This is a genomic window from Cryptosporangium minutisporangium (assembly GCF_039536245.1).
GTDB classification, from domain to species: Bacteria; Actinomycetota; Actinomycetes; order Mycobacteriales; family Cryptosporangiaceae; genus Cryptosporangium; species Cryptosporangium minutisporangium.
Map to the genome: position 1 here is coordinate 30333 of NZ_BAAAYN010000025.1, position 20476 is coordinate 50808.

Genomic DNA, 20476 nt, shown 5'->3' on the forward strand with positions numbered 1-20476 from the left:
CAGCGCCGTCCTGGACGGGCCGCCCACTGGAGGAGCTGGGCGTCGGTCACCGACCGGTGGTACGTCACCAGGCTGGCCACGCCCGTCACCGCCACGGTCAGCGCCGCTGCGAACCCGAAGCCGGCGAGCGCGGTGAGCCGCTCGAGGAAGCCCGAGTGACCGGCGGCGATCGCCGCCGCACCGTACAGTTCGGACGCCGTGGCCGCCGCACCCACCGCCGCGAGCACCGACCAGTGCAGACGCTCCGTACGGTCGCGCATCCACCGCACCCAGCGCCAGGCGGCGTAGCCGGAGAATCCCCCGGCCAGCGACAGGAAACCGGTGGCGACTCCGCCGACCGCAGCCGCCCCCGGAAGTAGCGCGGAGACCAGGGCGAGCGTGAGCAGTACCGCCAGCGCCGCGATCGTCACCGAGAATGCCATCTCCGCCACGCGCCTGCCCCCACGCTGTTCCGTGCCACGCCACCGCCGCCGCAGCGGGTGGAAGCACCGCCCGGCGGCATCTCCGATCCTTCTGCAGCGCAGCGCGCCCGGCCACCGGAGGCGGCCGTCGGGCAGCGCGATGTAGGTCGCGTCGGCGACGGGAACCGCGGCACCGGCCAACCCGCGAACGCCGGCGAGCGCACCGGACGGCGTCCGCGCACGGGCGAGGCCGAGCGCCCAGGGACGCCGGGGCACCGGGAGCGGCGGAGTGCAGGATCCGACGCGCCGCTTCGCCAGCGCACCGACCGGCGCCGCGTGCGAGGCCGGGGTGACCCGACCGGCCGCGATCGGCAGCGCACACGGTCCGGCCGCCGAGCTACCGGACGCGACCGGCAGCACGCGCGGCGTCCCGGTCGGACGCGGCGTCGACGCCGGACGGGACGGGTCGGTGCGGGCGGTGGACGGGCGACTCGCCGTCGGACGGGTCGGGCCGGCCTTGGTCGCCGGCGCGGGTTTCGAGTTACCGCCGGTGGGTCTGGTCGTCATCGGACCCGGCACCGCATGGTCCATCATGGACCCTCCCCCCAACGAGAACCCCGCAGCGCGGTCGGCGCCTGTGGTCGTCTCTGAAGCCGCCCCAACGGCCCGCGCACCGGCTGAACCCCGCGTTACGGGACGACTGCGTGATGCGCTACAGATATCGACCTTTCAATCCCTCGCGCCACCCCACTGCCCGATCAGAACGTGAACGAGCGATACCCGACCTTCTAGGCTTCATGCTATTTCGCCCGCTTTTACGGATACAAGTCACGTTTCCGCATCAGCATCCGTTGTGCGGCAGCGAGCTCGCCTCCGGCGCGCTCATCCCCCGGCGACGGACGGAAGGATGAGGATCTCGCTGCCGTCCGGCACCGGCGTCTCCGCACCGGCCAGCCGCCGGCACTCCTCCCCGTCCAGGTAGAAGTTCACGTACCGCCGCAGCGCGCCCCGTTCGTCGCGCAGGCGCCGGTCGAGCGCCGGGTGACGTTCGGCGAGCACGTCGAGCGCCGCCCCCAGCGTCGCCGCACGCTCGGCAGGAACCTCCACGGTCGCCTCGTCCCCGGCGTAGGGACGCAGCACCCCGGGCAGCGAGATCGAGACCGCCATCGCTACACCAGGCTCGCCCGGACGCAGAGCACGTCCGGCAAATGGGCGGCGACGAGCTGCCAGCTCTCCCCCTCGTCGCGGCTGGCGTAGACCTCACCGGTGCGGGCGCCGAAGTACACCCCGGCCGGATCGGCGTTGTCCACGCAGAGCGCGTCCCGCAGCACGGCCGACCAGAAGTCCTCGTCCGGCAGGCCCGCCGAGAGACCCTGCCACGACTTCCCGGCGTCTTCGCTGCGGTACACGCGGCACCGCGCGTCGGGCGGGAACCGCTTCGCGTCCGCCACCAGCGGGAAGTTGTACACGACGTCCGGCCGGTGCGGATGGGCCACGATCGGGAAGCCGAAGTCGCTGGGCAGCCCGTCGGCGATCGACTGCCAGCTCGCCGCACCGTCGTCACTGCGGTAGACGCCGTGGTGGTTCTGCAAGTAGAAGCGGTCGGGCGCGGCCGGGTTCTGCGCCAGCTTGTGGACGCACTGCCCGAACTCCGGGTACGGATCGGGCAGGAAGTAAGCCTTGACGCCGGTGTTGCTCGGCGACCAGCTCGCCCCCGCGTCCTCGCTGACGTAGACGCCGCCGGTGGACATCGCCACGGTGAGCCGCCGCGGATCGGCCGGGTGCGGCAGCACGGTGTGCACCGCCATGCCGCCGTAGCCGGGCCCCCAGTGCTCCCGGTGCGGGTGGTTCCACAACCCCTCGACCAGCGAGTAGGTACGACCGCCGTCGTCGGAGCGGAAGAGGGCGGAGGGCTCCACGCCCGCGTACACCACGTCGGGTTCGGACGCCGGACCGGGCGCGAGCTGCCAGACCCGGCCGAGCGCGGCCCCGGTGGCGTCCGGGAATCCGACCGGCGCGTGGTCGGGCTCGTACCAGCTGGCGCCGAGGTCGTCGCTCACCGAGACACTCGGCCCGAAGTGTTCGCTGGTGACGCCGGCGAGCAGCCGGGGCGTCGACCGGCGGGTGTCGATCGCGACCGCGTAGACGTCGGTCATCGGATGGTGCGGGCCGGAGACCTGCCAGCTCGCCCGACCGTCGTGGCTGGTCGCCAGCCAGAGGCCCTTGCGGGTGCCGATCGCCAACAGCGCAGTGGATGCCATCGCGGAACCTCCTCGGCGGAGTTTCGGCGGACGCTACGCCACTCCCCCGACAGTTCGCCGTCCTGCGCTACGGACCCGGGTGTTGCGGCGAAACGAGCGGCGTCAGCTCGGCGGTGAGGACGTCGTCGAGATCTCCGGTGAGGTAGCGGTCGAGCACCGGGGCGACCAGCCGCACCACGTCGTCGAACGGCATGCTCGCCATCGGATCGGTCGGCACGACGTAGCGGAGGAACGCCATCCCGAGCATCTGGGTCGCGGCCAGGGGTACCCGGCGCGCCGCCCGGTCCAGCCCGATCTCGGCGCCGATCGGCCCGACGAAATGCCGCAGCATCAAGGTCCGTATCGCGCGCCGGGCTTCGTCCTCTGACGCCGCGCTCAGCGCCATCGCGGTGAGCGAGTGCCGGGACTCGGCCCGCTCCCACAAGCCGAAGTAGAACGTGGCCAGCCGGTGGCCGAGCGTGCCCTCCGCGGCGGCGAACTGGGCGGCGGCCACTTCGGGCGGGCCGAGGACCAATTCCAGGCACGCCCGGAACAGCTCTTCCTTGCTCGTGAAGAACTGGATGACCAGCGACGGGTCGACGCCGGCGTCCCGGGCGATCGAGCGGATCGTCGCTTTCCGGTATCCGTGCTCGGCGAAGGCCGACCGGGCGGCGGCCAGCACCGCCTCCCGGGTGTTCGGTGAGCCGGGCCGCCGTCCCCGTCGTCGGCCTAGGCCGACGTCCGGGGTGCTCATGGTCGGAGCCTAACCCAGCGGCGGGGCCGGTCACCGACCTCGTCGGGTCGGTGACCGGCCCCGCCGCGGGCGGGCCGCTGCTCAGGCAAGGGTGGACCGGGTGGCCGACGGCTGCGCATCGGCCGACTCGGACGCCGCCCCGGACCTCTCCGCGGGGGACGCCGTCGGCCCGGACACTGCACCCGCACGCCGGGCGCGCGCCGTCCCGGCGGCCACGAGCAGCAGCCCCACCACGACCCAGCAGGTCAGCACCGTGAGCGCGGTCGCCGTACCGGCCCCGTCGAAGTACGCGTTGGCGCGCAGCAGGGTCGCGCTCGCCCCGCTGGGCAGCAGCTGACCGAACGCTCCCCAGCCGGACGGCAGGAACTCCGGCCCGGACGCCAGCCCGGACAGCGGGTTGCCCAGCAGGACGAAGAGCGCGGCGCCGAGCCCGATGCCCGCGATACCGAAGACCGCCTCCAGCCCGAGGACGGTCAGCGCGACCGCGGCCAGGCCGAAGGCCAGCCCCAGCGCGACCTGCACCATGTTCTCGTCCACGGTCCCGAACCACCAGGTCAGGACCGACGCGGCCACCAGACCCTCGACCAGAGCGAACGCCACGGCGGCCGAGACCCGCACCCAGGGCTGGCGGGGGAAGCGGCGGGTCAGCAGCACGGCCGCCAGGACGCCGCCGAGCACCGCGGGCAGACCCATCGCGGTCAGGCCGGCGCCGCGCGGGTCGTCCGCCGGAAGCGCACGGACGTCGACCGTGGTGGCGGTCGCGCCGTTGCGCTCCGCCAGCGTGGCACCGATCGTGCTGATGCCCTGGGCGATCGGCGGGCCGGCGGCGCTCGCGGTGAGCACCAGGACGCTCGGCGTGCCGCCGTCCGCCCCGAGGACGAAGCCGCCGTAGACCTCCCGGTCGCCGATCGCGGCCCGGAGCGCGTCCTCGTCCGGGTAGGTCCGGACGTCGAACCCGCCGGGAGCCGCCTTGGCCAGCGCGTCCTCGACCGCGGTGACGGCCGGCGGCGGCGCGACGACGCCGAGCGGCACGTCGTGCGGCCCACCGTTCACCGTCGGCAGGCCGAACGCCAACAGCAGGAGGCCGACGATCAGCGCGAGCGCGCCGACGAGGCCGGTCGCCTCCAGCCAGGCCGGCCGGTGACGCGCGGCGGCCGCGGACTTCGTCGACGTGCTCGTGCTTTTGCTTTCCATGAGAGCTCCTTCGCTCGGTGAACCGCCCGCTCGGAGCCGTCCACGAGTCTCTAATTCAACACCTGTGGAGTTTCGCAGTCCTGACGGTAGACCGGTCGGCGCGATAAATCAACAGTCGTTGAGAAAAGGAGATAGGGTCGACGAGAGGTCGCTCCAACTGGGCGTTTAACGTAGATAGTCGGGTTGATGCCGCCACGGCGCGGATCTCAGGGGGAGGGGGCTATGAGCGGCGACGTCGCTTTCCCCACCCCTGCGCCGGAGGTCCCGGTCCGGTCGATGCGTCGACGCGTGCTCCGGAGGACCGTGCCGATCGTGGTCGTCCTGGCGATCCTGGTGGTCGAGGCGGTGCTCGGCGGACCTTCGCTGGCCGCGGCGTTCAGCCAACTCCACACCCCGCTGTGGAGTTGGGTGGCGCTCGCCGTCGTGGCCGAGTTGGTCTCGATGGGCGGCTACGCGCGCATGCAGCGGCGGCTGCTCCGGTCCGCCGGAACGACCGTGCACCTCGGGCGCCATGTCGCGCTGGCCTTCGCCGCGCACTCCCTGTCGGTCAGCCTGCCCGGCGGGCCGCTGTTCTCCACCCGCTACAACTTCCAGCAGATGCGGCGGTACGGCGCTTCGGCGGCCGCCGCGTCCTGGTGCATCGCGCTGAGCGGCGTGCTGTCGAGCGTCGCGTTGGTGCTGATCGGTGCGGGAGGCGCAATCCTGGCCGGGAGCGGCGGTGGCCTCTCCACGCTGTTGACCTACCTGGCGGTCGGCCTGGCGCTGGCGGTCGCGGTTCGCGCGATGGCGCGGCACCCGCAGTGGCTCACGACCGTGGCCGGTGCGATCGAGAGGTTCGTCAACCGGGTCCGGCAGCGGCCGGACAGCGGCAGCGGACGCCTGGTCGCCCTGGTCGAGGAGATCACCGCGGTCCGGATCCGGCCTCTCGACCTCGCCGTCGCCGCCTACTTCGCCTTGGCGAACTGGCTGCTGGACGCGCTGTGTCTCTGGCTGTGCTGCCGCGCCGTCGGCGCCGGCGACATCACCGCGATCCATCTGGTGCTGGCGTACTGCGCCGGCATGGCCGCGGCGAGCATCCCGCTGGTTCCCGGCAACCTCGGCGTCGTCGACGGCGCGTTGATCGTCGGCCTGGTCGCCGGTGGCCTGCCCACGAGCACCGCGATCGCCGCGGTCGTGCTCTACCGGATCATCAGCCTCGGCTTCATCATCACCGCGGGATGGGTGGTGTGGCTGCTGGTCCGCCGCCGCCAGCGCCGTGAGCCGCTGCGCCCCGCGGTCCCGGTCGGCTGACGCGGTCGACAGGCGATCGCGGCGACCGGAGACGGTAGCGTCTCGCCATGGAGACGACGACGCTGTCGGGGACGCTGGTGCGCCTGCGGGCGGCGACGCAGGACGACGTTCCGCGGCTGGCCGAGATCCGGTCGATGCCCGAGGTGTACACGCGATGGCGTGGCGACGGCGACCTGGTCGACGCGGTCGCCGACGAAATGGCCGTCGACGACGTCGAGGTGCTGGTCGTCGAGTACGAGGAGCGCGTCGTCGGCGCGATCCAGTGGGGCGAGGAAGACGACCCGGAGTACCGGCACGCCAACATCGACGTCTACCTGGATCCCGCGGTCCACGGCCGCGGGGTCGGCGCCGACGCGGTTCGTACCCTGGCCCGGCACCTGATCGACGACCACGGCCACCATCGCCTGGTCATCGACCCCGCCGCCGACAACGAGGCCGCGATCCGCTGTTACGCCAAGGTCGGGTTCCGGCCGGTGGGGATCATGCGTCGCTACGAGCGTGGGGCTGACGGCGTCTGGCACGACGGGTTGCTGATGGATCTGCTCGCGGACGAATTGTCCTGATTCCCGCCATCGGCTGCAGGTCAGGAGCCGGGAACCAGCGTCGGCTCGCCGGCGAACCACTGGCGGTAGGCGTAGTGGTAGTGCCCGTTGCGCCCGGCGTCGACGAGGGCGGCGTTCACCTGCTCGCGGAGTACGGTGTTGCCGTTGGCGACCGCGAACACGACGTCGCCCGGTTCGCCGAACTCGTGGGTGACCCGCATGGCCCCGGACTTGTCCTGGAGTTGCGCGTACCGCGCGACTCCGCTGTCGAGGATCGCCGCGTCGAACCGCCCGGCGTGGATCGCGGCCGGGATGATGGCGCCGTCCAGCTCGACGGTCTGCACGCCGGCGGCCGCGACCTCGTCCGGCAGGATGCCGGACGACTCGATCGCGACGCGCTTCCCGCGCAGCGACTCCAGCGACGTCAGGCTCGTGTCCGACGACAGGATCGCGGTCGTCCGGCGGAAGTACGGCACGGTGTAGTCGACCGGGAGCTGATCCGGGTCGTCCTCGGGCAGCGCGTAGAACCTGCCCGCGCTCAGATCGCAGGACTTCGCGCCGAGCGCCTGGGCGGCGAGGACGTCACCCTGGTCGGACTCGATGATCAGTAGAACGACGCCGAGGCGCTCGGCCACCAGTGTCAGCAGCTCGACGTCGAAGCCCTCGGCCTTCGTGCCGCCCGCCGTCGCGCTCAGGTAAGGCGTTCCGCCGCGCCACTGGCAGACGGTCAACCGACCCTTCCGGACCAGCGGAACGTTCACCCCGTCCGGCACCTTCTCCATCGTCGCGGTGGGCGACGGCACGGCACTGTGGGTCGGTGCTGTGGGACCGCCCCTCTCGTCACTGGACGAACAGCCGGCTAACGCGAGGGCCAAGGCGAGCGGAACGGCCACGACCAGACGGTGTCTCACTGAACTCCCCGTACCTCAGTGGATCTGAGCCGGGCCACCCTAGCGCGACGGATGCACAGCAAGCACACAGATCACACCATTCTCACCCCGCCGGGCTCCACCCCAGTGCCGTCCCGAACGGGTTGTCGATCACGTAACGCCACCGGCCGTCGACGCCGCGGCGGGCGACGTCGGTCGCGGTGCCCTCCACGTGCACGTGCCGACCGTCGGGGTCGGTGCCGTCGATCACCCAGTCCACGATGAGCAGCGCGATGTCGTCGGCGACGTAGACCTGCCGCGGGTTCACCGCGATCGGCAGCCCGAGGTCGAGGAAGCGCTGGTTGGCGCCGACGCGTTCGGCCGCGGTGTCGACGCTCCGGCCCGGCTCGGTGACCAGGACACCGCCCGGCTCGTAGACCTCGTCGACCACCGTGCCGCGGCCGGTGTTGAAGGCACGAGCGAAGACGTGCGGGTGCTGCCCCGGGTCGTCGGTGAGTGCGAGAGTGGTGGCGTGGAGCGTGTCGTCGATTCCCATGCCAGGAGTGAATCCGTGCCGCACGTAGGTCACCAAACGGTAAGTACCGGCTGGGACCCGGTGCTGGTTCCGGACGGGCGCGGTGCGACGCGGCGGCCGGAGCCAGAGTGCCCGGTGGAGGTGGCGCTGGCGGCGATCGGTGGCCGCTGGACGACGCTGGTGCTGCGCGACCTGATGGGCGGGGCGCGCTCGTTCACCGAGCTGCAGCGCGGGCTGCCCACGCTGAGCGCGAAGGTGCTGACCGAACGGCTGGTCCGCCTGGAGCAGCGCGGCCTGGTGGAGCGGGCCCGGAGCGCGAGCTTCCCGCCCCGGACGCTCTACCGGCTCACCGCCGCCGGCCGCGCCGTCGAGCCGCTCCTCGTCGAGCTGTACCGGACCGGCACCGCGCTACTCGAGACGTCCTTGGACGTCAGTCCGGATGACTCACCACGTTGAACACGTTGCCGTCCGGCGCCCGGACGAAGAACCGGCGCACGCCCCACGGCTCCGTCGTGATCGGGTGCACGATCTCGTAGCCGAGCCGCTGCGCCTCCCGATAGGCCTCCTCGACGTCGCCGTCGATGAGGACGGAAGCGACCGAGTCCTCCGGCGCGGTGGCGTCCCGCGTGACGAGCTGGACGTTCGCTCCGCTCTCCGGGGAGGTGAATCGAGCCACCCACCCCAGGTTGAACTCCTCGTTGCTCAGCCCGAAATAGTCGCGGTAGAAGCTCTTGGCGGCCTCGACGTCGGGCACTGGAAGGTTGGTCACGATCCGCTTGACTCGCATCGATCCTCCGGACGCAGTAGTCGCGCCGACGCTACCGGTGGCCCATCGCTCCGGCTTGGACGTTTCGGCGCCGAGCGGCGTACTACCGTGCGGCGGTGGAGTGTTACCCGTGCCGGAAGAACGACGAGTTCGACCAGCTCCCCCCGCGTGAACGGATCGCCGCCGACGCCTGGTGGCGGGTCGCCCACGGCTTCAACAGCGCACTGCCCGGGTGGCTGATCCTGGTCCCACGACGTCACGTCACGTCGATCGCGGAGCTGACCGACGCCGAGGCGTCCGCGTCGGGTCTCTGGCAGGTGCGACTGTCCCGAGCGTTGGCCGAGGTGACCGGCTGCGCAAAGACGTACGTCATGCAGTTCGCCGAGAAGGAGGGCTTCGCCCACGTCCACTTCCACGTGGTGCCGCGCCTGCCGGATCTGGCTGCCGACCGGCGCGGGCCGGGCGTCTTCCGGTACCTCGACGACGATCAACGCCTGTCCGACGCCGAACGCGACACGATCGCGGCCGACCTCCGAGCCGCCCTCGCCGGCGGTCGGTACGGGTCGCCCGGCTGAGCGCTACCGCTGGCGCTCGTAGAGCGCGATCAGGTTGCCGTCCGGATCGAGGACCCCGAACTCGCGGGTGCGCCACGGCGTGGAGGCGAGGTGCGCGTTCGGATGCACGACGTCCAGCTCGCGGCAGTGCGCGTACAACGCGTCGATGTCGGTGACCTGCAGGCGGCAGGACGCCGAGCCGGCCAGGTGCCGCTCGGCGCCGGGCGCGCTGCCGTCCGCCACCCACACGTGGAGCTCGACGTCGTCCCGCTGAAGGATGCCGAGCCCGGCGCCGTCGTGCCGGAGCTCGGTGAAGCCCAGCGCGGTCTCGTAGAACGCCACCGCCCGGCGCTCGTCGGCGACCGGAAGCGCCGGTACCGCTGCGAGGAAGGTGCTCATCAGCGTTCCTCTCGATCCAGCCATCGCCCGGATGCCAGCGTAGGCGCGATGTCACGCCCACGCGACGTCGTCGACGGCGAGCCAGGGCGCGGCCGCGACGGCGGTCGGCGTCGTTCCGGCGAAGGTCCGTACGTCCCGATGGAGGTGGGACTGGTCGGCGTAGCCGCTCTCCGCCGCCCACCCGTGGGCCGATCGTCGACCCGACGGGGCGCTCCGCCCGATCAGCGCGCCGAGGCCGTAGACCAAAGTCGATGGGCACGCGACGATCGCCTGCAGCGGCGTCGTCCCGCCGCCCCCCACCGTGACTGACATGTCCATCACCACTGTCGAGGAGTCCGGACCGGTCAAAGCCGTCATCGCGGTCGGCTTGCCCGCCGTGGGCGCCGGGACGGGCGCCCTGGCCTACCTGATCGTCGGTTGGCTGGCCAACTTCCCCTGGAAGCCGCTGCGCCGATCGATGCGGTTCGTCGAGGATCTGCCCGAGCCGTGGGGCCTAGTGGTACTGGTCGCCACCGGTGCCGTCGCCGGGCTGATCCTGGTCGGCATGGCCGCCTACGAGCGGCTGAAGGTCACCGTCACCGCGGAGACGGTGACCCTGGACCGCGGCGGCCGGTTCGGGGCGCTCTTCGACGGGCCCGCGCCGCGCGAGATCGCCCGTGAGGGCGTCGGCGCCGTCTTCCCCGACGGCAAGAAACTCGTCCTGCTGGGTCGCGACACCCGGGAGCTGGCCCGGGAGTCCCACGACTTGAGCAAGGCGAAGCTCCGCGACGCGTTCACCGCGCACGGCTACCCGTGGTCGGACACCGATCCGCACGCCGCCCGGTTCCAGCCCTGGGTCGAGGAGGACCCGTCGCTGCCGCCTGCCACGCACGTGGTGTTCAAGGCCCGCCAGAAAGCCCTCGACAAGGGCAAGAAGGACGAACTGGTGGCGTTGCGTGCCGAGCTGGCCACCTACGGGTTAGTCGTCCGGGACGAGAAGAAACGCCAACAGTGGCGCACTAGCACTCGCTAGTCCTCGACTCGGTTTCGTCGGCGGGAGCGCGCCAGCGGGCCCGGCCGACGGCCGCCGTCACGCCCAGCGGCACCGTGAGCACCGCTGCGACCGCGAACACCGCCCCGAACCGACCCTGCTCGGCCGGCCCGGCCGCGAGCAGCGCCGCGATCGCGCTGCCGAGGAACAGCGCCGCCGCGAACAGCGACACGACCGTCGCCCGCGCCGACGGCAGGACCTCGGTGGCCCAGGTCTGCATCGTCGAGTGCAGCCACGCCCACCCCATGCCGAGCAGGAACGCGGTGACGACCGCGGCGGCCGGTACCTGGGTGACCGCCACCAGCGCGCACCCGGCGAGCGCACCGCCCGCACCGGCCGCGGGGAGCTGCCAGCGTCCGGTCCGCCGGGAAAGTGCCCCGGCCAGCCGGGCGAAGATCAGCACCGCGACGCCGTAGACACCGGTCACCGCCCCGGCCAGCGCCGCCCCCACGCCGGTCGCCTCCACCGCCGCCGGCAACAGCGTGAGGACGCCGAGCAGCACGGCTCCGTCGCCGAACGCGAGCACGAGCACGAGCCAGGTCGCCCGGGAACGCCGAACCCGGCCCAGCGCGGTGGCCAGGCGCTGCTCACGGCGGCTCACCCCGGGCGGTGGCAACCGTCGCAGGACGATGACCAGCACGAGGGCTGCCGCGCTGGTGACCAGGAACGCCAGCCGCCAGCTCACTGCCTGCGCGAGGACGCCGGCCCCGGCGGCACCGAGTGCGGTGCCCACCGCGCTGCCGGACATGAAGTTCGTGATCTCGCGCTGGCGGTCCGGAGCCGGCACGGTGTCGCCGAGGTACACCAGACCGGCCGGGATCGCCGCGCTGAAGCACGCACCGGCCAATCCCCGGGCCGCCGCCAGCGCCACCGCGCCGCCCACCAGCGCGGACGCGCCGGTCGCCACGGCGGCGACGAGCAAAGCCGCGCGGATCGTCCCGATCAGCCCGAACCGATCGGAGACCACACCCCAGACCGGCTGCATCAGGCCGTAGGCGAGGAAGTACAGGCTGGCCGCCTGCACCACCTGGGTGAGCGGGACGTCGAGGTCACGGGCGATCGCGATCAGCATCGGCGGCATCGCGAACCGGTCCAACGTGCTGACCAGCGCGGTGGCCTGCAGCAGCCGCCTGGCGGTGGTCACTCGATGCGGTCCACCAGGGCAGAGTAGACGAGCTGGTGGAGCTGGCTGCGTAACGGGTAGGTGCTCGACGGCAGCAGCTGGGTGAGGAAGACGACGGTCAGCTGCTCGGCCGGATCGACCCAGAAGGCGGTGCTCGCGGCGCCGCCCCAGCCGAACTCGCCGGCGCTGCCGAGCGTCCGGCCGACGATCGGGTCGAGCACCACCGAGACGCCGAGCCCGAACCCGGTGCCCGCGAACGTCGTCTCGGCGAACAGGGGCCGGCCGAACGCGGCGAGATCCACGCCGCCCGGCAGGTGATTCGCGGTCATGAACCGCACCGTCCGGTCCCCCAGCAACCGGACGCCGTCCAGCTCACCGCGGCCCAGCAGCATCTGCGCGAAGCGGTGGTAGTCGTGGCGGGTGGCGACCAAGCCGCCACCGCCCGAGAGGTACCGTGGCTCGCGGAGGATCGCGCGGCCCATCCGCTCGTTGCGCACGATCCGCGAACCGGTCGTGGAGCGGGACGTCGGAGCGTACAGCGCGGCCAGCCGGTCGGCGTCGGTCTCCGCGACCGTGAACGACGTGTCGGTCATCCCGAGCGGGCCGAAGATCCGCTCGGCGAAGAACGCGTCCAGCGACTGTCCGGACACCACCTCGACCAGGCGGCCGACGACGTCGGTGGCGACCGAGTAGTTCCACTCGGCGCCGGGCTGGAACGCCAGCGGCAGACCCGCCCAGGCGTCGACGCAGGCGGCCAGATCGAGACCCTTCGGGCTGCCCCACTCGAAACCCGCCGCCCGGTAGATCTCGTCCAGCACCTGGGTGTGGTGGAAGCCGTAGGTGAGGCCGGCGGTGTGTGTCAGCAGGTGCCAGATCCGGACCGGCTCGATCGCGGGCACCGTGGCCGGGCGTGCGGCGGTGCCGCCGACGAGGACCCGCTGGTCGGCGAAGGCCGGGAGGTAACGGCTGACCGGATCGGTCAGCTCGAACGCACCCTCTTCGTAGAGCATCAGCGCCGCGACCGAGGTGATCGGCTTGGTCATCGAGTAGATCCGGAACAGCGTGTCGTCGGTGACCGGGGCGCCGGCCTCGACGTCCCGCCGACCGTAAGTAGCCGTGTGCGCCACCCGCCCGTACCGGCTGACCAGCAGCGACCAACCCGGGAGGCGCCCGGCGTCGACGTAGCGGGCGAAGTGCCGGTCGATCCGCGCCAGGCGGGTCGGATCGAGCCCGACCTCCAGCGGGTCGACCTCGGTCACGGTCTGCGTCATCGTGTCTCCTCCCGGCCCCGGTGCCGCAGCCCATCCTCGGACGCCGTGCCCGTCCGCGGGCACGGTTTCGCCCTGATGGGCAATTTCACCGATCCCGCCGAAGCCGGTCCCCTGGGCGCTTGACGCCGAGCAGGTGTGAGTGTTCAATCACTCATGACTGCAGTGAGTGGTCAACCACTCTTTAGAAGGGACTTCCATGCTCACCCAGATCGTTCTGCCGGGCGTCGTCGAGCCGGACGGGCTCCTCGTCGATCGGCGTCCGCTGCCCGAGCCCGGCCCCGGCCAGGCGCGGATCGCGGTCGAGGCCAGCGGCGTCTCCTTCGCCGAACAGCAGATGCGCCGCGGCAAGTACTACGACCAGCCGGCGTTCCCGTTCGTCCCCGGCTACGACCTGGTCGGCACCGTGGCCGCGGTCGGCCCTGGCGTCGAGGAGGCCCTGCTCGGCCGCCGCTTCGCCGCGCTGACCAAGACCGGCGGGTGGGCCAGCGACGCCCTGGTCGACGCCGGTGACCTGGTCGCGGTGCCGGACGGCGTCGACCCAGCCGCCGCGGAGACCGTCGTCGTCAACGGCATCACCGCCTGGCAGATGCTGCACCGCGCCGCGAAGGCGCGCCCCGGCGGGACGATCCTCGTGCACGGCGCGAACGGCGGTGTCGGCTCGACGCTCGTGCAGCTGGCCCGGCACGCCGGGATCCGCGTCCTCGGCACCGCCTCCCGCCGCAACCACGACGCGGTGCGCGCGCTGGGCGCGGAGCCGATCGACTACCGGGATCCCGACCTGGCGGGCCGCGTTCGCACCCTGGCCCCGAACGGCGTCGACGCGGTGTTCGACCACGTCGGGGGTGCGGGCATCGTCGACTCCTACCGCCTGCTGGCCCCCGGCGGCACGCTCGTCTCGTACGGCACCGCCGCGACGAAGAACGACCCCGGTAACTCCCAGCTGCCGGTGCTGAAGCTGATCGCCCGGCTGGCGTGGTGGAACGCGCTCCCGAACGGCCACCGCGCGACGTTCTACAACATCTGGGCCGGCCGGCGGCGCCGCGCGGCCTTCCAGGCCCGCCTCCGCGAGGACCTCGGTGCGGTGTTCGGGCTGCTCGCCGAGGGCGCGATCGCGGCTCAGGTCGCTGCCCGCGTCCCGCTCACCCAGGCTACGGGCGCACTGCGGCTGGCCAAGTCCGGCACGGTGACCGGCAAGGTCGTCCTGGTGCCGTGAGCGCAGTTCGGAGACGCACGCGTCAGGTGATCAGTAGTGCCTTTCCCGGCACGGCTCGGGCGGCGAGCGCGGCGTGGGCGTCCACCGCCTTCTCCAGCGGGAACGTCGCACCGATCGCCGGCTTCAGCCGTCCGGCAGCGGCCTCGTCCAGCGCACGGGCCAGCAGATTCCGCATCCGCTCGGGCGGGAGCTGGACGTCCGCGATCCCGCGCAGGTGGATGCCGCGCGCCGCGGCGGCGTCCGCGTCGAGGGCGGCGAAACCCCCGCTCGGGGAGCCGTGGGCGGAGAACCGCCCGCCGTCCGCGGTGATCCGGAACGCCGCCTCCCCCACCGCACCGCCGGCCCCGTCGAGCACCACCGGGAACCCGGCACCCCCGGTGAGCGCGTTCGCGCGCTCGTCCCACCCCGGCTCCGAGTAGTCCACCGCCTCCGCGCCGTACTTCCGGATCAGTGCGGTCTTCTCCGCACCGCGGGCGGCTCCGACGACACGTCCGCCCGCCGAAGCGGCGAGCTGGAGCAGGAGGACACCCATGCCACCGGCCGCGGCCGTCACCAGCACCCACTCCCCCGGCCGGATCTGCGCCGCGTCGGTCACCGTCAGCGCGGTGACCGCATCGTGGAGCAGCGCCGCAGCGACCGTCGACGGCACGTCGTCCGGCACCGCGACCAGCGCGTCAGCCGTGACGACGCCCCGTTCGCGGTAGCCTCCGGTCCCCAGGAAGCCGCCGGTGTACGCGGCCACGCGGCGTCCGACCCAGTCCGCGTCGACCTCGTCGCCCACCGCCGATACCGTTCCGGCGAAGCCGTCCCCGGGGACGTACGGCGGCTGCACCCCGAAGTCGAACACCCCCTGGCGCACCTGGGTGTCGACGAACAGCACGTCGGCCGCCGCGACGTCGACCACGACCTCGCCCGGCCCGGGAACCGGGTCGGGGACCTCCACCGGGGCCAGTACCTCCGGCCCGCCGAACTCCGCCACCTCGATGACCTTCATGGTCGTCCTCCCGTTCGCGTTCCGGCGTCGTCGGGAGGAAGCGTCCGACCTCAACCGCAGTTGAGGTCAAGCCAGAAGGTCAAGTGGGATTTTCGGTGCGGTACGTGTGGTCGCGGTCGACGACGTGGATCTCGACGTAGGAGTGCGCGGCCATCAGCCGTTCCTTCGTCGCCTCGACCACGGACGCGTGGCCGGCCTCGGCCTCCTCGCGGGTCCGCCAGCGGTCGATCCGCGAGAGGTCGTCGTGGTGCTCGGCCAATCCGCTGACCAGCGTCTCGAACTCGGCAATGCCGTCGCCCATCGCCCGGTTGGCGGGCAGCCAGACCGTCGAGACCGTCGCCAACTTGCCGCCGTGCAGGCCGCCGGAGTACAGGTCCGACAGCCCGACGTGGAGGAGTTCCGGCGTGTCTTCCCAGCTGAACACCGAAACGATCTCCGGACCGGTGAGAAACTCTTCGACGCCACGCTCGGTGAATCGGGTTGTGTCGCTCATCGCCTCTCATTCCACCCTAGAAGTGCTCAGCTCGGGCGGATCTTCCCGGCGCGTCGGAATACCCGGAGGTGATCTCGGAAACACGCCCCGTCGTCGGGGTACTGCCGAGTACCGTTTCGGCCCATGAACCGGATCCGGCGACGACTGACCGGCGGCCTCGCGACGCTGCTGCTCCTCGCCGGGTGCGGGGCCCTCACCGCGTGCAGCGAGAGCGCGCCGAAGGCCGCTCCGGCGACACCTACCCACCAGCACTCGACCGCGTCGCCGCCGCCGGCGTCACCGCTGCGGGACGGCGAACGGTTCCAGCAGCTCGCGATGGCCGAGCCGTACACCCCGGAGCCGACCGGCGGTGGCACCGACGAGTACCGCTGCTTCCTCGTCGACCCGAAGCTCACCGCGCCGGCGTACCTCACCGGAAGCCAGTTCCTGCCGCAGAACCCGGCGATCGTCCACCACGCGATCTTCTTCCGGGTGCCGCCCGAGCAGGTGGCCGAGGCCCAGTCACTGGACGCCGAGGCGCCCGGCGCGGGCTGGCGGTGCTTCGGCGGCACGGGCATCGGCGGAACCGGGCCGAGTGCCCAGCTCGCGGGCGGCGCCGCGTGGGTCGCGGCGTGGGCGCCCGGGGGCGGCGAGAACCTGACGTCGCCGGGCACCGGCTACCCGCTCGCCGCCGGAAGCCGGCTGGTCATGCAGGTGCACTACAGCCTCCTGGCCACCGACGGGAAGCCGGCAGGCACCGACCGGTCGGGCATCCGCCTCCGGCTCGTCGACCGCACCGCCCCCCTCACCGCACTGCAGACCCGCCTGCTCACCGCCCCGGTCGAGCTGGCCTGCCCGCCCGGCGAGACCGGCAACCTCTGCGACCGCGAACGGGCCGTGCTCGATCTGATCCACCGGTTCGGCCCGGAGGCCGGCGGCACGGTTGCGGGCCTGAACGCGCTCTGCAACGACGGCCGGACGCCGGTCCCCGCGGTGACGCAGCAGTGCGACCGGACGATCCGGCAGCCCGGCGCCATCTACGCGGTCGCCGGGCACATGCACCTGCTCGGGAAGTCGATCCGGGTCGAGCTCAACCCCGGCACGCCGGGCGCGAAGACCCTGCTCGACGTGGCCCAGTATGACTTCGACGACCAGGGCGCCCGATCGCTGACGCCGCCCGCCACCGTGAAGGCCGGCGACACGCTGCGGGTCACGTGCACGCACGACGCGACGCTCCGCCGGAAGCTGCCCGAGCTGCAGTCGCTCGAGCCCCGGTACGTGGTCTGGGGCGACGGCACCAGCGACGAGATGTGCCTCGGCGTGGTGATCTGGGCGCCCAAGAGCTGACCCAGTGCCGTCCCGGCGACCGGCGACCGGCGCGTAATCCTAGTTAGCCGATAGGCATTGGACGCTAGCATGCGGAGCAGTTACCGTCGGAGCAGGTACTGGTGCTCCGCGGCGAGAGGCTCCGATGTCTGCCCCCTTACATCTCGCGGTCGCGCTCGACGGCGCCGGGTGGCACCCGGCGGCCTGGCGCGAACCGGACGCGCGCCCAACCGACCTGTTCACCGCGGACTACTGGGCCCACCTGGTCCGCGAGGCCGAGGCCGGGCTGGTCGACCTGGTCACGATCGAGGACGCGATCGGCCTGCAGAGCGATGACTTCGACGCCCAGGACGACCGGGTCGACCGCGTCCGGGGCCGGCTCGACGCGGTGCTGATCGCCGCCCGGGTCGCGCCGCTCACCCGGCACGTCGGGCTGGTGCCGACGGCGACCGTGACGCACACCGAGCCATTTCACGTCTCCAAGGCGATCGCCACGCTCGACTACGTCAGCAGCGGCCGCGGCGGCGTCCGGGTACAGGTCTCCGGAAAGGCGCACGAGGCGGCGCACTTCGGACGCCGCACGATCCCGCCGTTCCGCTACCAGGACGTCCTGGCCCTGAACGCCGGGCAGGCCCCTGAACTCGCGACGCTGTTCAGCGACCTGTTCGACGAGGCCGCCGACTACGTCGAGGTGCTGCGCCGGCTCTGGGACTCCTGGGAGGACGACGCCGAGATCCGGGACGCCGCCACCGGCCGGTTCGTCGACCGGGACAAGCTGCACTACGTCGACTTCGCCGGCCGCTTCTTCCGCGTCAAGGGTCCGTCGATCACGCCCCGGCCACCGCAGGGCCAGCCGCCGGTGGCCGCGCTGGCGCACGCCACGATCCCCTACCGGCTCGCGGCCCGCAGCGCCGACGTCGTCTTCGTGACGCCCTCCGACGTGGGCGCGGCCCGCGCGATCCTGGCCGAGGTACGCGCCGAGCAGTCCGCCGCCGGGCGGGGCTCCGAGACCCTGCACGTCTTCGCCGACGTCGTCGTGTTCCTCGACGAGTCGCCGCGCGCCGCCGCCGACCGGGCCGCCCGCCTGGACGACCGCGCGGGCGAGACGTTCACTTCCGACGCGCTGGTGTTCACCGGCACGCCGTCCGGTCTCGCCGACTTGCTGCAGGAGTGGCACGCAGCCGGGATCAGCGGCTTCCGGCTGCGCCCGGCGACCGTGCCGCACGACCTCACCGCGATCACCCGGGGGCTGGTCCCCGAACTGCAGCGGCGGGACCTGTTCCGCCGGGGTTACGAGGCCCCCACCCTGCGAGGCCTGCTCGGCCTGCCCCGACCCGCCAACCGGTACGCGGAGGCCACGTCATGACCGGGAAGCAAGTCCACCTGGCCGCGCACTTCCCCGGCGTCAACAACACCACGGTGTGGAGTGACCCCGCCGCAGGCAGCCACATCGAGTTCGACTCGTTCGTGCACCTGGCCCGGACCGCCGAGCGGGCGAAATTCGACTTCTTCTTCCTCGCCGAGGGCCTGCGCCTCCGGGAGCAGGGCGGGCAGATCTACGACCTGGACGTGGTCGGCCGCCCGGACACGTTCACGGTGCTCGCCGCGTTGGCGGCGGTCACCGAGCGGATCGGGCTGACCGGCACGATCAACTCGACGTTCAACGAGCCCTACGAAGTGGCCCGCCAGTTCGCCAGCCTCGACCACCTGTCCGCGGGCCGGGCCGGGTGGAACGTCGTGACGTCGTGGGACGCGTTCACCGGCGAGAACTTCCGGCGCGGCGGGTTCCTCCCGGAGTCCGAGCGGTACACGCGGGCGAAGCAGTTCCTGGCCACCGCGACCGAGCTGTTCGACTCCTGGCGCGGCGACGAGATCGTCGCCGACGCCGACCGCGGGGTCTTCCTCGCCGACCCGAACGCCGGCGCGTTCGCCCACACCGACGACCACTTCGACATCTCCGGCCGGTTCAACGTCCCGCGCAGCCCGCAGGGCCGCCCGGTGATCCTGCAGGCCGGAGATTCGGACGCCGGGCGCGAGTTCGCCGCCGCGACCGCCGACGCGATCTTCAGCCGGCACGGTACGCGGGAAGCCGGGCAGGCGTTCTACGCCGACGTGAAGGGCCGGCTGGCGAAGTACGGCCGCACACCCGACCAGCTGCTCGTGCTGCCCGCCGCGACGTTCGTCCTCGGCGACACCGACGCGGACGCGCAGGAGAAGGCCGGGGAGGTCCGGCGCCTGCAGGTCAGCGGCCAGACCGCGATCAAATTCGCCGAGCAGCTCTGGAACACCGACCTGTCCGGTTACGACCCGGACGGCCCGCTGCCCGACGTCGACCCGGTCGTCGGGGAGAACACGATCGCCCGGGGCCGGGCCAGCGTCCGGATGTTCCGCGACCCGATCGCGGTGGCGAACCAGTGGCGCGCGCTGGCCGCGGAGAAGAATCTCTCGCTGCGCGAGGTGGTCATCGAGGTGACCGGTCGGCAGAACTTCATCGGCTCGGCCGCGACGGTCGCCGAGCAGATCAACACGCTCGTGCAGGCGGACGCCAGCGACGGTTTCATCCTGGTCCCGCACCTGACGCCGGGCGGCCTGGACGAGTTCGCCGACACGGTCGTGCCGCTGCTGCAGGAGCGCGGCGTCTTCCGGACCGAGTACGAGGGCACGACGCTGAGAGACCATCTGGGCCTCGGACCGCTGCCGTGACGCTCGCCACCCGGGCCGGGTCGCCCGCCGGAGGCGCTCGTAGGCTCGTGCGGTGAGCCTCCTCTCCGACGCCGCACCGCACGTCTCGCCGCATCCGCTGGACAACCCCGCCTGGGCGTCGCTGACTGGGCCGCACCGGGCGTTCGCGCTGGTCCACGGCCGGGCCGCGCGGTACCAGCCGGACGTCTCGCCGTTCGGCGTGCTCGGCGACGACCCGGACGCGCAGGCGTGGGCGGACCTCGCGACGCTGATCGGGCCGGACACCGGCATCGCGCTCGCCGGGGTCGAGGCGACGCCGCCGGACGGTGCCGGCTTCACCGTCGAATGGGCGCTGCCCGGCGTCCAGATGATCGACGGAGGAGTGGACGCGGCGACCGAACCGGACGCGGTGCGGCTCACCGCTGCGGACGTGCCGGAGATGATGGACCTGGTCGCGCGCACGAAGCCCGGCCCGTTCGAGCCGCGGACCATCGAGCTCGGCACCTACCTGGGGATCCGGCGCCGAGGAGCCCTGATCGCGATGGCCGGCGAGCGGATGCACCCGCCGGGGCACACCGAGATCAGCGCGGTCTGCACGGACCCGGCCTACCGCGGGCACGGGCTGGCCGCGCGGCTGGTCCGGGCCGTCGTCGCGAACATCCGGGCCCGCGGCGAGGTGCCGTTCCTGCACGCCGCCGCGACCAACACCGGCGCGATCGCGCTCTACGAGAAGCTCGGCTTCGTCCTCCGCAAGCACACGAAGTTCAGCGCAGTCCGGACACCACCCGCCTGAGCCCCCCCGCTCCCAGCGAACGCGGTTT

Annotated in this window: 22 protein-coding genes and 2 pseudogenes; 10 read left to right on the forward strand and 14 right to left on the reverse strand. The window is 72.5% G+C overall.

The genetic code is table 11. From position 1 onward, the window contains the following. The 5 genes and pseudogenes from ABEB28_RS20210 to ABEB28_RS20230 all read right to left on the reverse strand — a co-directional run. Positions 1 to 968, reverse strand: a pseudogene (locus ABEB28_RS20210) (hypothetical protein); the annotation flags it as partial. A 315-nt stretch (positions 969 to 1283) separates the two neighbouring features. Next, complete coding sequence (locus ABEB28_RS20215) at positions 1284 to 1568, reverse strand: ubiquitin-like small modifier protein 1 (RefSeq protein WP_345729718.1); 285 nt, start codon at positions 1566 to 1568, stop codon at positions 1284 to 1286. 2 nt (positions 1569 to 1570) lie between these two features. Then, positions 1571 to 2662: a WD40/YVTN/BNR-like repeat-containing protein gene (locus tag ABEB28_RS20220; protein WP_345729719.1), complete on the reverse strand. Its 1092-nt coding sequence runs from the start codon at positions 2660 to 2662 to the stop codon at positions 1571 to 1573. 67 nt (positions 2663 to 2729) lie between these two features. Continuing rightward, positions 2730 to 3395, reverse strand: coding sequence for a TetR/AcrR family transcriptional regulator (locus ABEB28_RS20225; protein ID WP_345729720.1), 666 nt, complete (start codon positions 3393 to 3395; stop codon positions 2730 to 2732). An 81-nt stretch (positions 3396 to 3476) separates the two neighbouring features. Next, a complete protein-coding gene (locus ABEB28_RS20230; RefSeq protein ID WP_345729721.1) occupies positions 3477 to 4589 on the reverse strand; it encodes an ABC transporter permease in 1113 nt (370 codons plus the stop codon). 222 nt (positions 4590 to 4811) lie between these two features. Between ABEB28_RS20230 and ABEB28_RS20235 the strand changes: the two genes are divergently transcribed. After that, on the forward strand, positions 4812 to 5879 hold the full coding sequence (locus tag ABEB28_RS20235; RefSeq protein ID WP_345729722.1) for a lysylphosphatidylglycerol synthase transmembrane domain-containing protein: 1068 nt from the start codon (positions 4812 to 4814) through the stop codon (positions 5877 to 5879). A gap of 47 nt (positions 5880 to 5926) precedes the next feature. Next, positions 5927 to 6442: a GNAT family N-acetyltransferase gene (locus ABEB28_RS20240; protein ID WP_345729723.1), complete on the forward strand. Its 516-nt coding sequence runs from the start codon at positions 5927 to 5929 to the stop codon at positions 6440 to 6442. A gap of 20 nt (positions 6443 to 6462) precedes the next feature. Here the strand turns inward: ABEB28_RS20240 and ABEB28_RS20245 are convergent, their stop codons facing one another. Further along, on the reverse strand, positions 6463 to 7224 hold the full coding sequence (locus tag ABEB28_RS20245; RefSeq protein ID WP_345729724.1) for a substrate-binding periplasmic protein: 762 nt from the start codon (positions 7222 to 7224) through the stop codon (positions 6463 to 6465). A gap of 190 nt (positions 7225 to 7414) precedes the next feature. Then, a complete protein-coding gene (locus ABEB28_RS20250) occupies positions 7415 to 7846 on the reverse strand; it encodes a YybH family protein (protein WP_345729725.1) in 432 nt (143 codons plus the stop codon). 63 nt (positions 7847 to 7909) lie between these two features. Here ABEB28_RS20250 and ABEB28_RS20255 point away from each other — a divergent pair, with 63 nt between their 5' ends. Continuing rightward, complete coding sequence (locus tag ABEB28_RS20255; protein WP_345729787.1) at positions 7910 to 8281, forward strand: winged helix-turn-helix transcriptional regulator; 372 nt, start codon at positions 7910 to 7912, stop codon at positions 8279 to 8281. Here the strand turns inward: ABEB28_RS20255 and ABEB28_RS20260 are convergent. After that, the gene (locus ABEB28_RS20260) at positions 8256 to 8612 is read right to left on the reverse strand and encodes a VOC family protein (protein ID WP_345729726.1); all 357 of its coding nucleotides are present in this window, start codon (positions 8610 to 8612) and stop codon (positions 8256 to 8258) included. The genes ABEB28_RS20255 and ABEB28_RS20260 overlap by 26 nt on opposite strands. Positions 8613 to 8707: 95 nt before the next feature. Between ABEB28_RS20260 and ABEB28_RS20265 the strand changes: the two genes are divergently transcribed. Beyond that, entirely contained in the window at positions 8708 to 9166 is a 459-nt protein-coding gene (locus ABEB28_RS20265; RefSeq protein ID WP_345729727.1) for an HIT family protein, read from the forward strand. Between the two features lie 3 nt (positions 9167 to 9169). Here the strand turns inward: ABEB28_RS20265 and ABEB28_RS20270 are convergent, their stop codons facing one another. Beyond that, a complete protein-coding gene (locus ABEB28_RS20270) occupies positions 9170 to 9544 on the reverse strand; it encodes a bleomycin resistance protein (protein ID WP_345729728.1) in 375 nt (124 codons plus the stop codon). 51 nt (positions 9545 to 9595) lie between these two features. After that, positions 9596 to 9721 (reverse strand): annotated as a pseudogene (locus ABEB28_RS20275) (AraC family transcriptional regulator); the annotation flags it as partial. 133 nt (positions 9722 to 9854) lie between these two features. On the opposite strand from ABEB28_RS20275, the gene ABEB28_RS20280 reads away from it, so the two are divergent. Then, positions 9855 to 10556, forward strand: a complete 702-nt coding sequence (locus ABEB28_RS20280) for a YqeB family protein (RefSeq protein WP_345729729.1) — start codon at positions 9855 to 9857, stop codon at positions 10554 to 10556. Here the strand turns inward: ABEB28_RS20280 and ABEB28_RS20285 are convergent. Beyond that, positions 10543 to 11718, reverse strand: coding sequence for an MFS transporter (locus ABEB28_RS20285; RefSeq protein WP_345729730.1), 1176 nt, complete (start codon positions 11716 to 11718; stop codon positions 10543 to 10545). The genes ABEB28_RS20280 and ABEB28_RS20285 overlap by 14 nt on opposite strands. Next, entirely contained in the window at positions 11715 to 12968 is a 1254-nt protein-coding gene (locus tag ABEB28_RS20290; RefSeq protein WP_345729731.1) for a serine hydrolase domain-containing protein, read from the reverse strand. The genes ABEB28_RS20285 and ABEB28_RS20290 overlap by 4 nt, the downstream gene beginning before the upstream one ends. A 196-nt stretch (positions 12969 to 13164) precedes the next feature. On the opposite strand from ABEB28_RS20290, the gene ABEB28_RS20295 reads away from it, so the two are divergent. Next, positions 13165 to 14181, forward strand: a complete 1017-nt coding sequence (locus ABEB28_RS20295) for a medium chain dehydrogenase/reductase family protein (protein ID WP_345729732.1) — start codon at positions 13165 to 13167, stop codon at positions 14179 to 14181. A gap of 22 nt (positions 14182 to 14203) precedes the next feature. Here the strand turns inward: ABEB28_RS20295 and ABEB28_RS20300 are convergent, their stop codons facing one another. Together ABEB28_RS20300 and ABEB28_RS20305 are read right to left on the reverse strand one after the other, a co-directional pair. After that, positions 14204 to 15175 (reverse strand): zinc-binding dehydrogenase, encoded by a 972-nt coding sequence (locus tag ABEB28_RS20300; RefSeq protein ID WP_345729733.1) that lies wholly within the window; start codon positions 15173 to 15175, stop codon positions 14204 to 14206. Positions 15176 to 15254: 79 nt separating this feature from the next. Then, the gene (locus ABEB28_RS20305) at positions 15255 to 15668 is read right to left on the reverse strand and encodes a hypothetical protein (protein ID WP_345729734.1); all 414 of its coding nucleotides are present in this window, start codon (positions 15666 to 15668) and stop codon (positions 15255 to 15257) included. Positions 15669 to 15791: 123 nt separating this feature from the next. Between ABEB28_RS20305 and ABEB28_RS20310 the strand changes: the two genes are divergently transcribed. From ABEB28_RS20310 to ABEB28_RS20325, 4 genes are all read left to right on the forward strand, one after another. Further along, positions 15792 to 16994: a monooxygenase gene (locus ABEB28_RS20310; RefSeq protein WP_345729735.1), complete on the forward strand. Its 1203-nt coding sequence runs from the start codon at positions 15792 to 15794 to the stop codon at positions 16992 to 16994. 124 nt (positions 16995 to 17118) lie between these two features. Continuing rightward, positions 17119 to 18339: an LLM class flavin-dependent oxidoreductase gene (locus tag ABEB28_RS20315; protein WP_345729736.1), complete on the forward strand. Its 1221-nt coding sequence runs from the start codon at positions 17119 to 17121 to the stop codon at positions 18337 to 18339. Next, positions 18336 to 19676 carry an NtaA/DmoA family FMN-dependent monooxygenase gene (locus tag ABEB28_RS20320; protein WP_345729737.1) on the forward strand — a complete coding sequence of 447 codons (1341 nt, stop codon included), beginning with the start codon at positions 18336 to 18338 and terminating at the stop codon, positions 19674 to 19676. Before ABEB28_RS20315 ends, ABEB28_RS20320 begins: the two co-directional genes overlap by 4 nt. Before the next feature lie 52 nt (positions 19677 to 19728). Then, complete coding sequence (locus tag ABEB28_RS20325; RefSeq protein WP_345729738.1) at positions 19729 to 20448, forward strand: GNAT family N-acetyltransferase; 720 nt, start codon at positions 19729 to 19731, stop codon at positions 20446 to 20448. Positions 20449 to 20476: the final 28 nt, after the last annotated feature.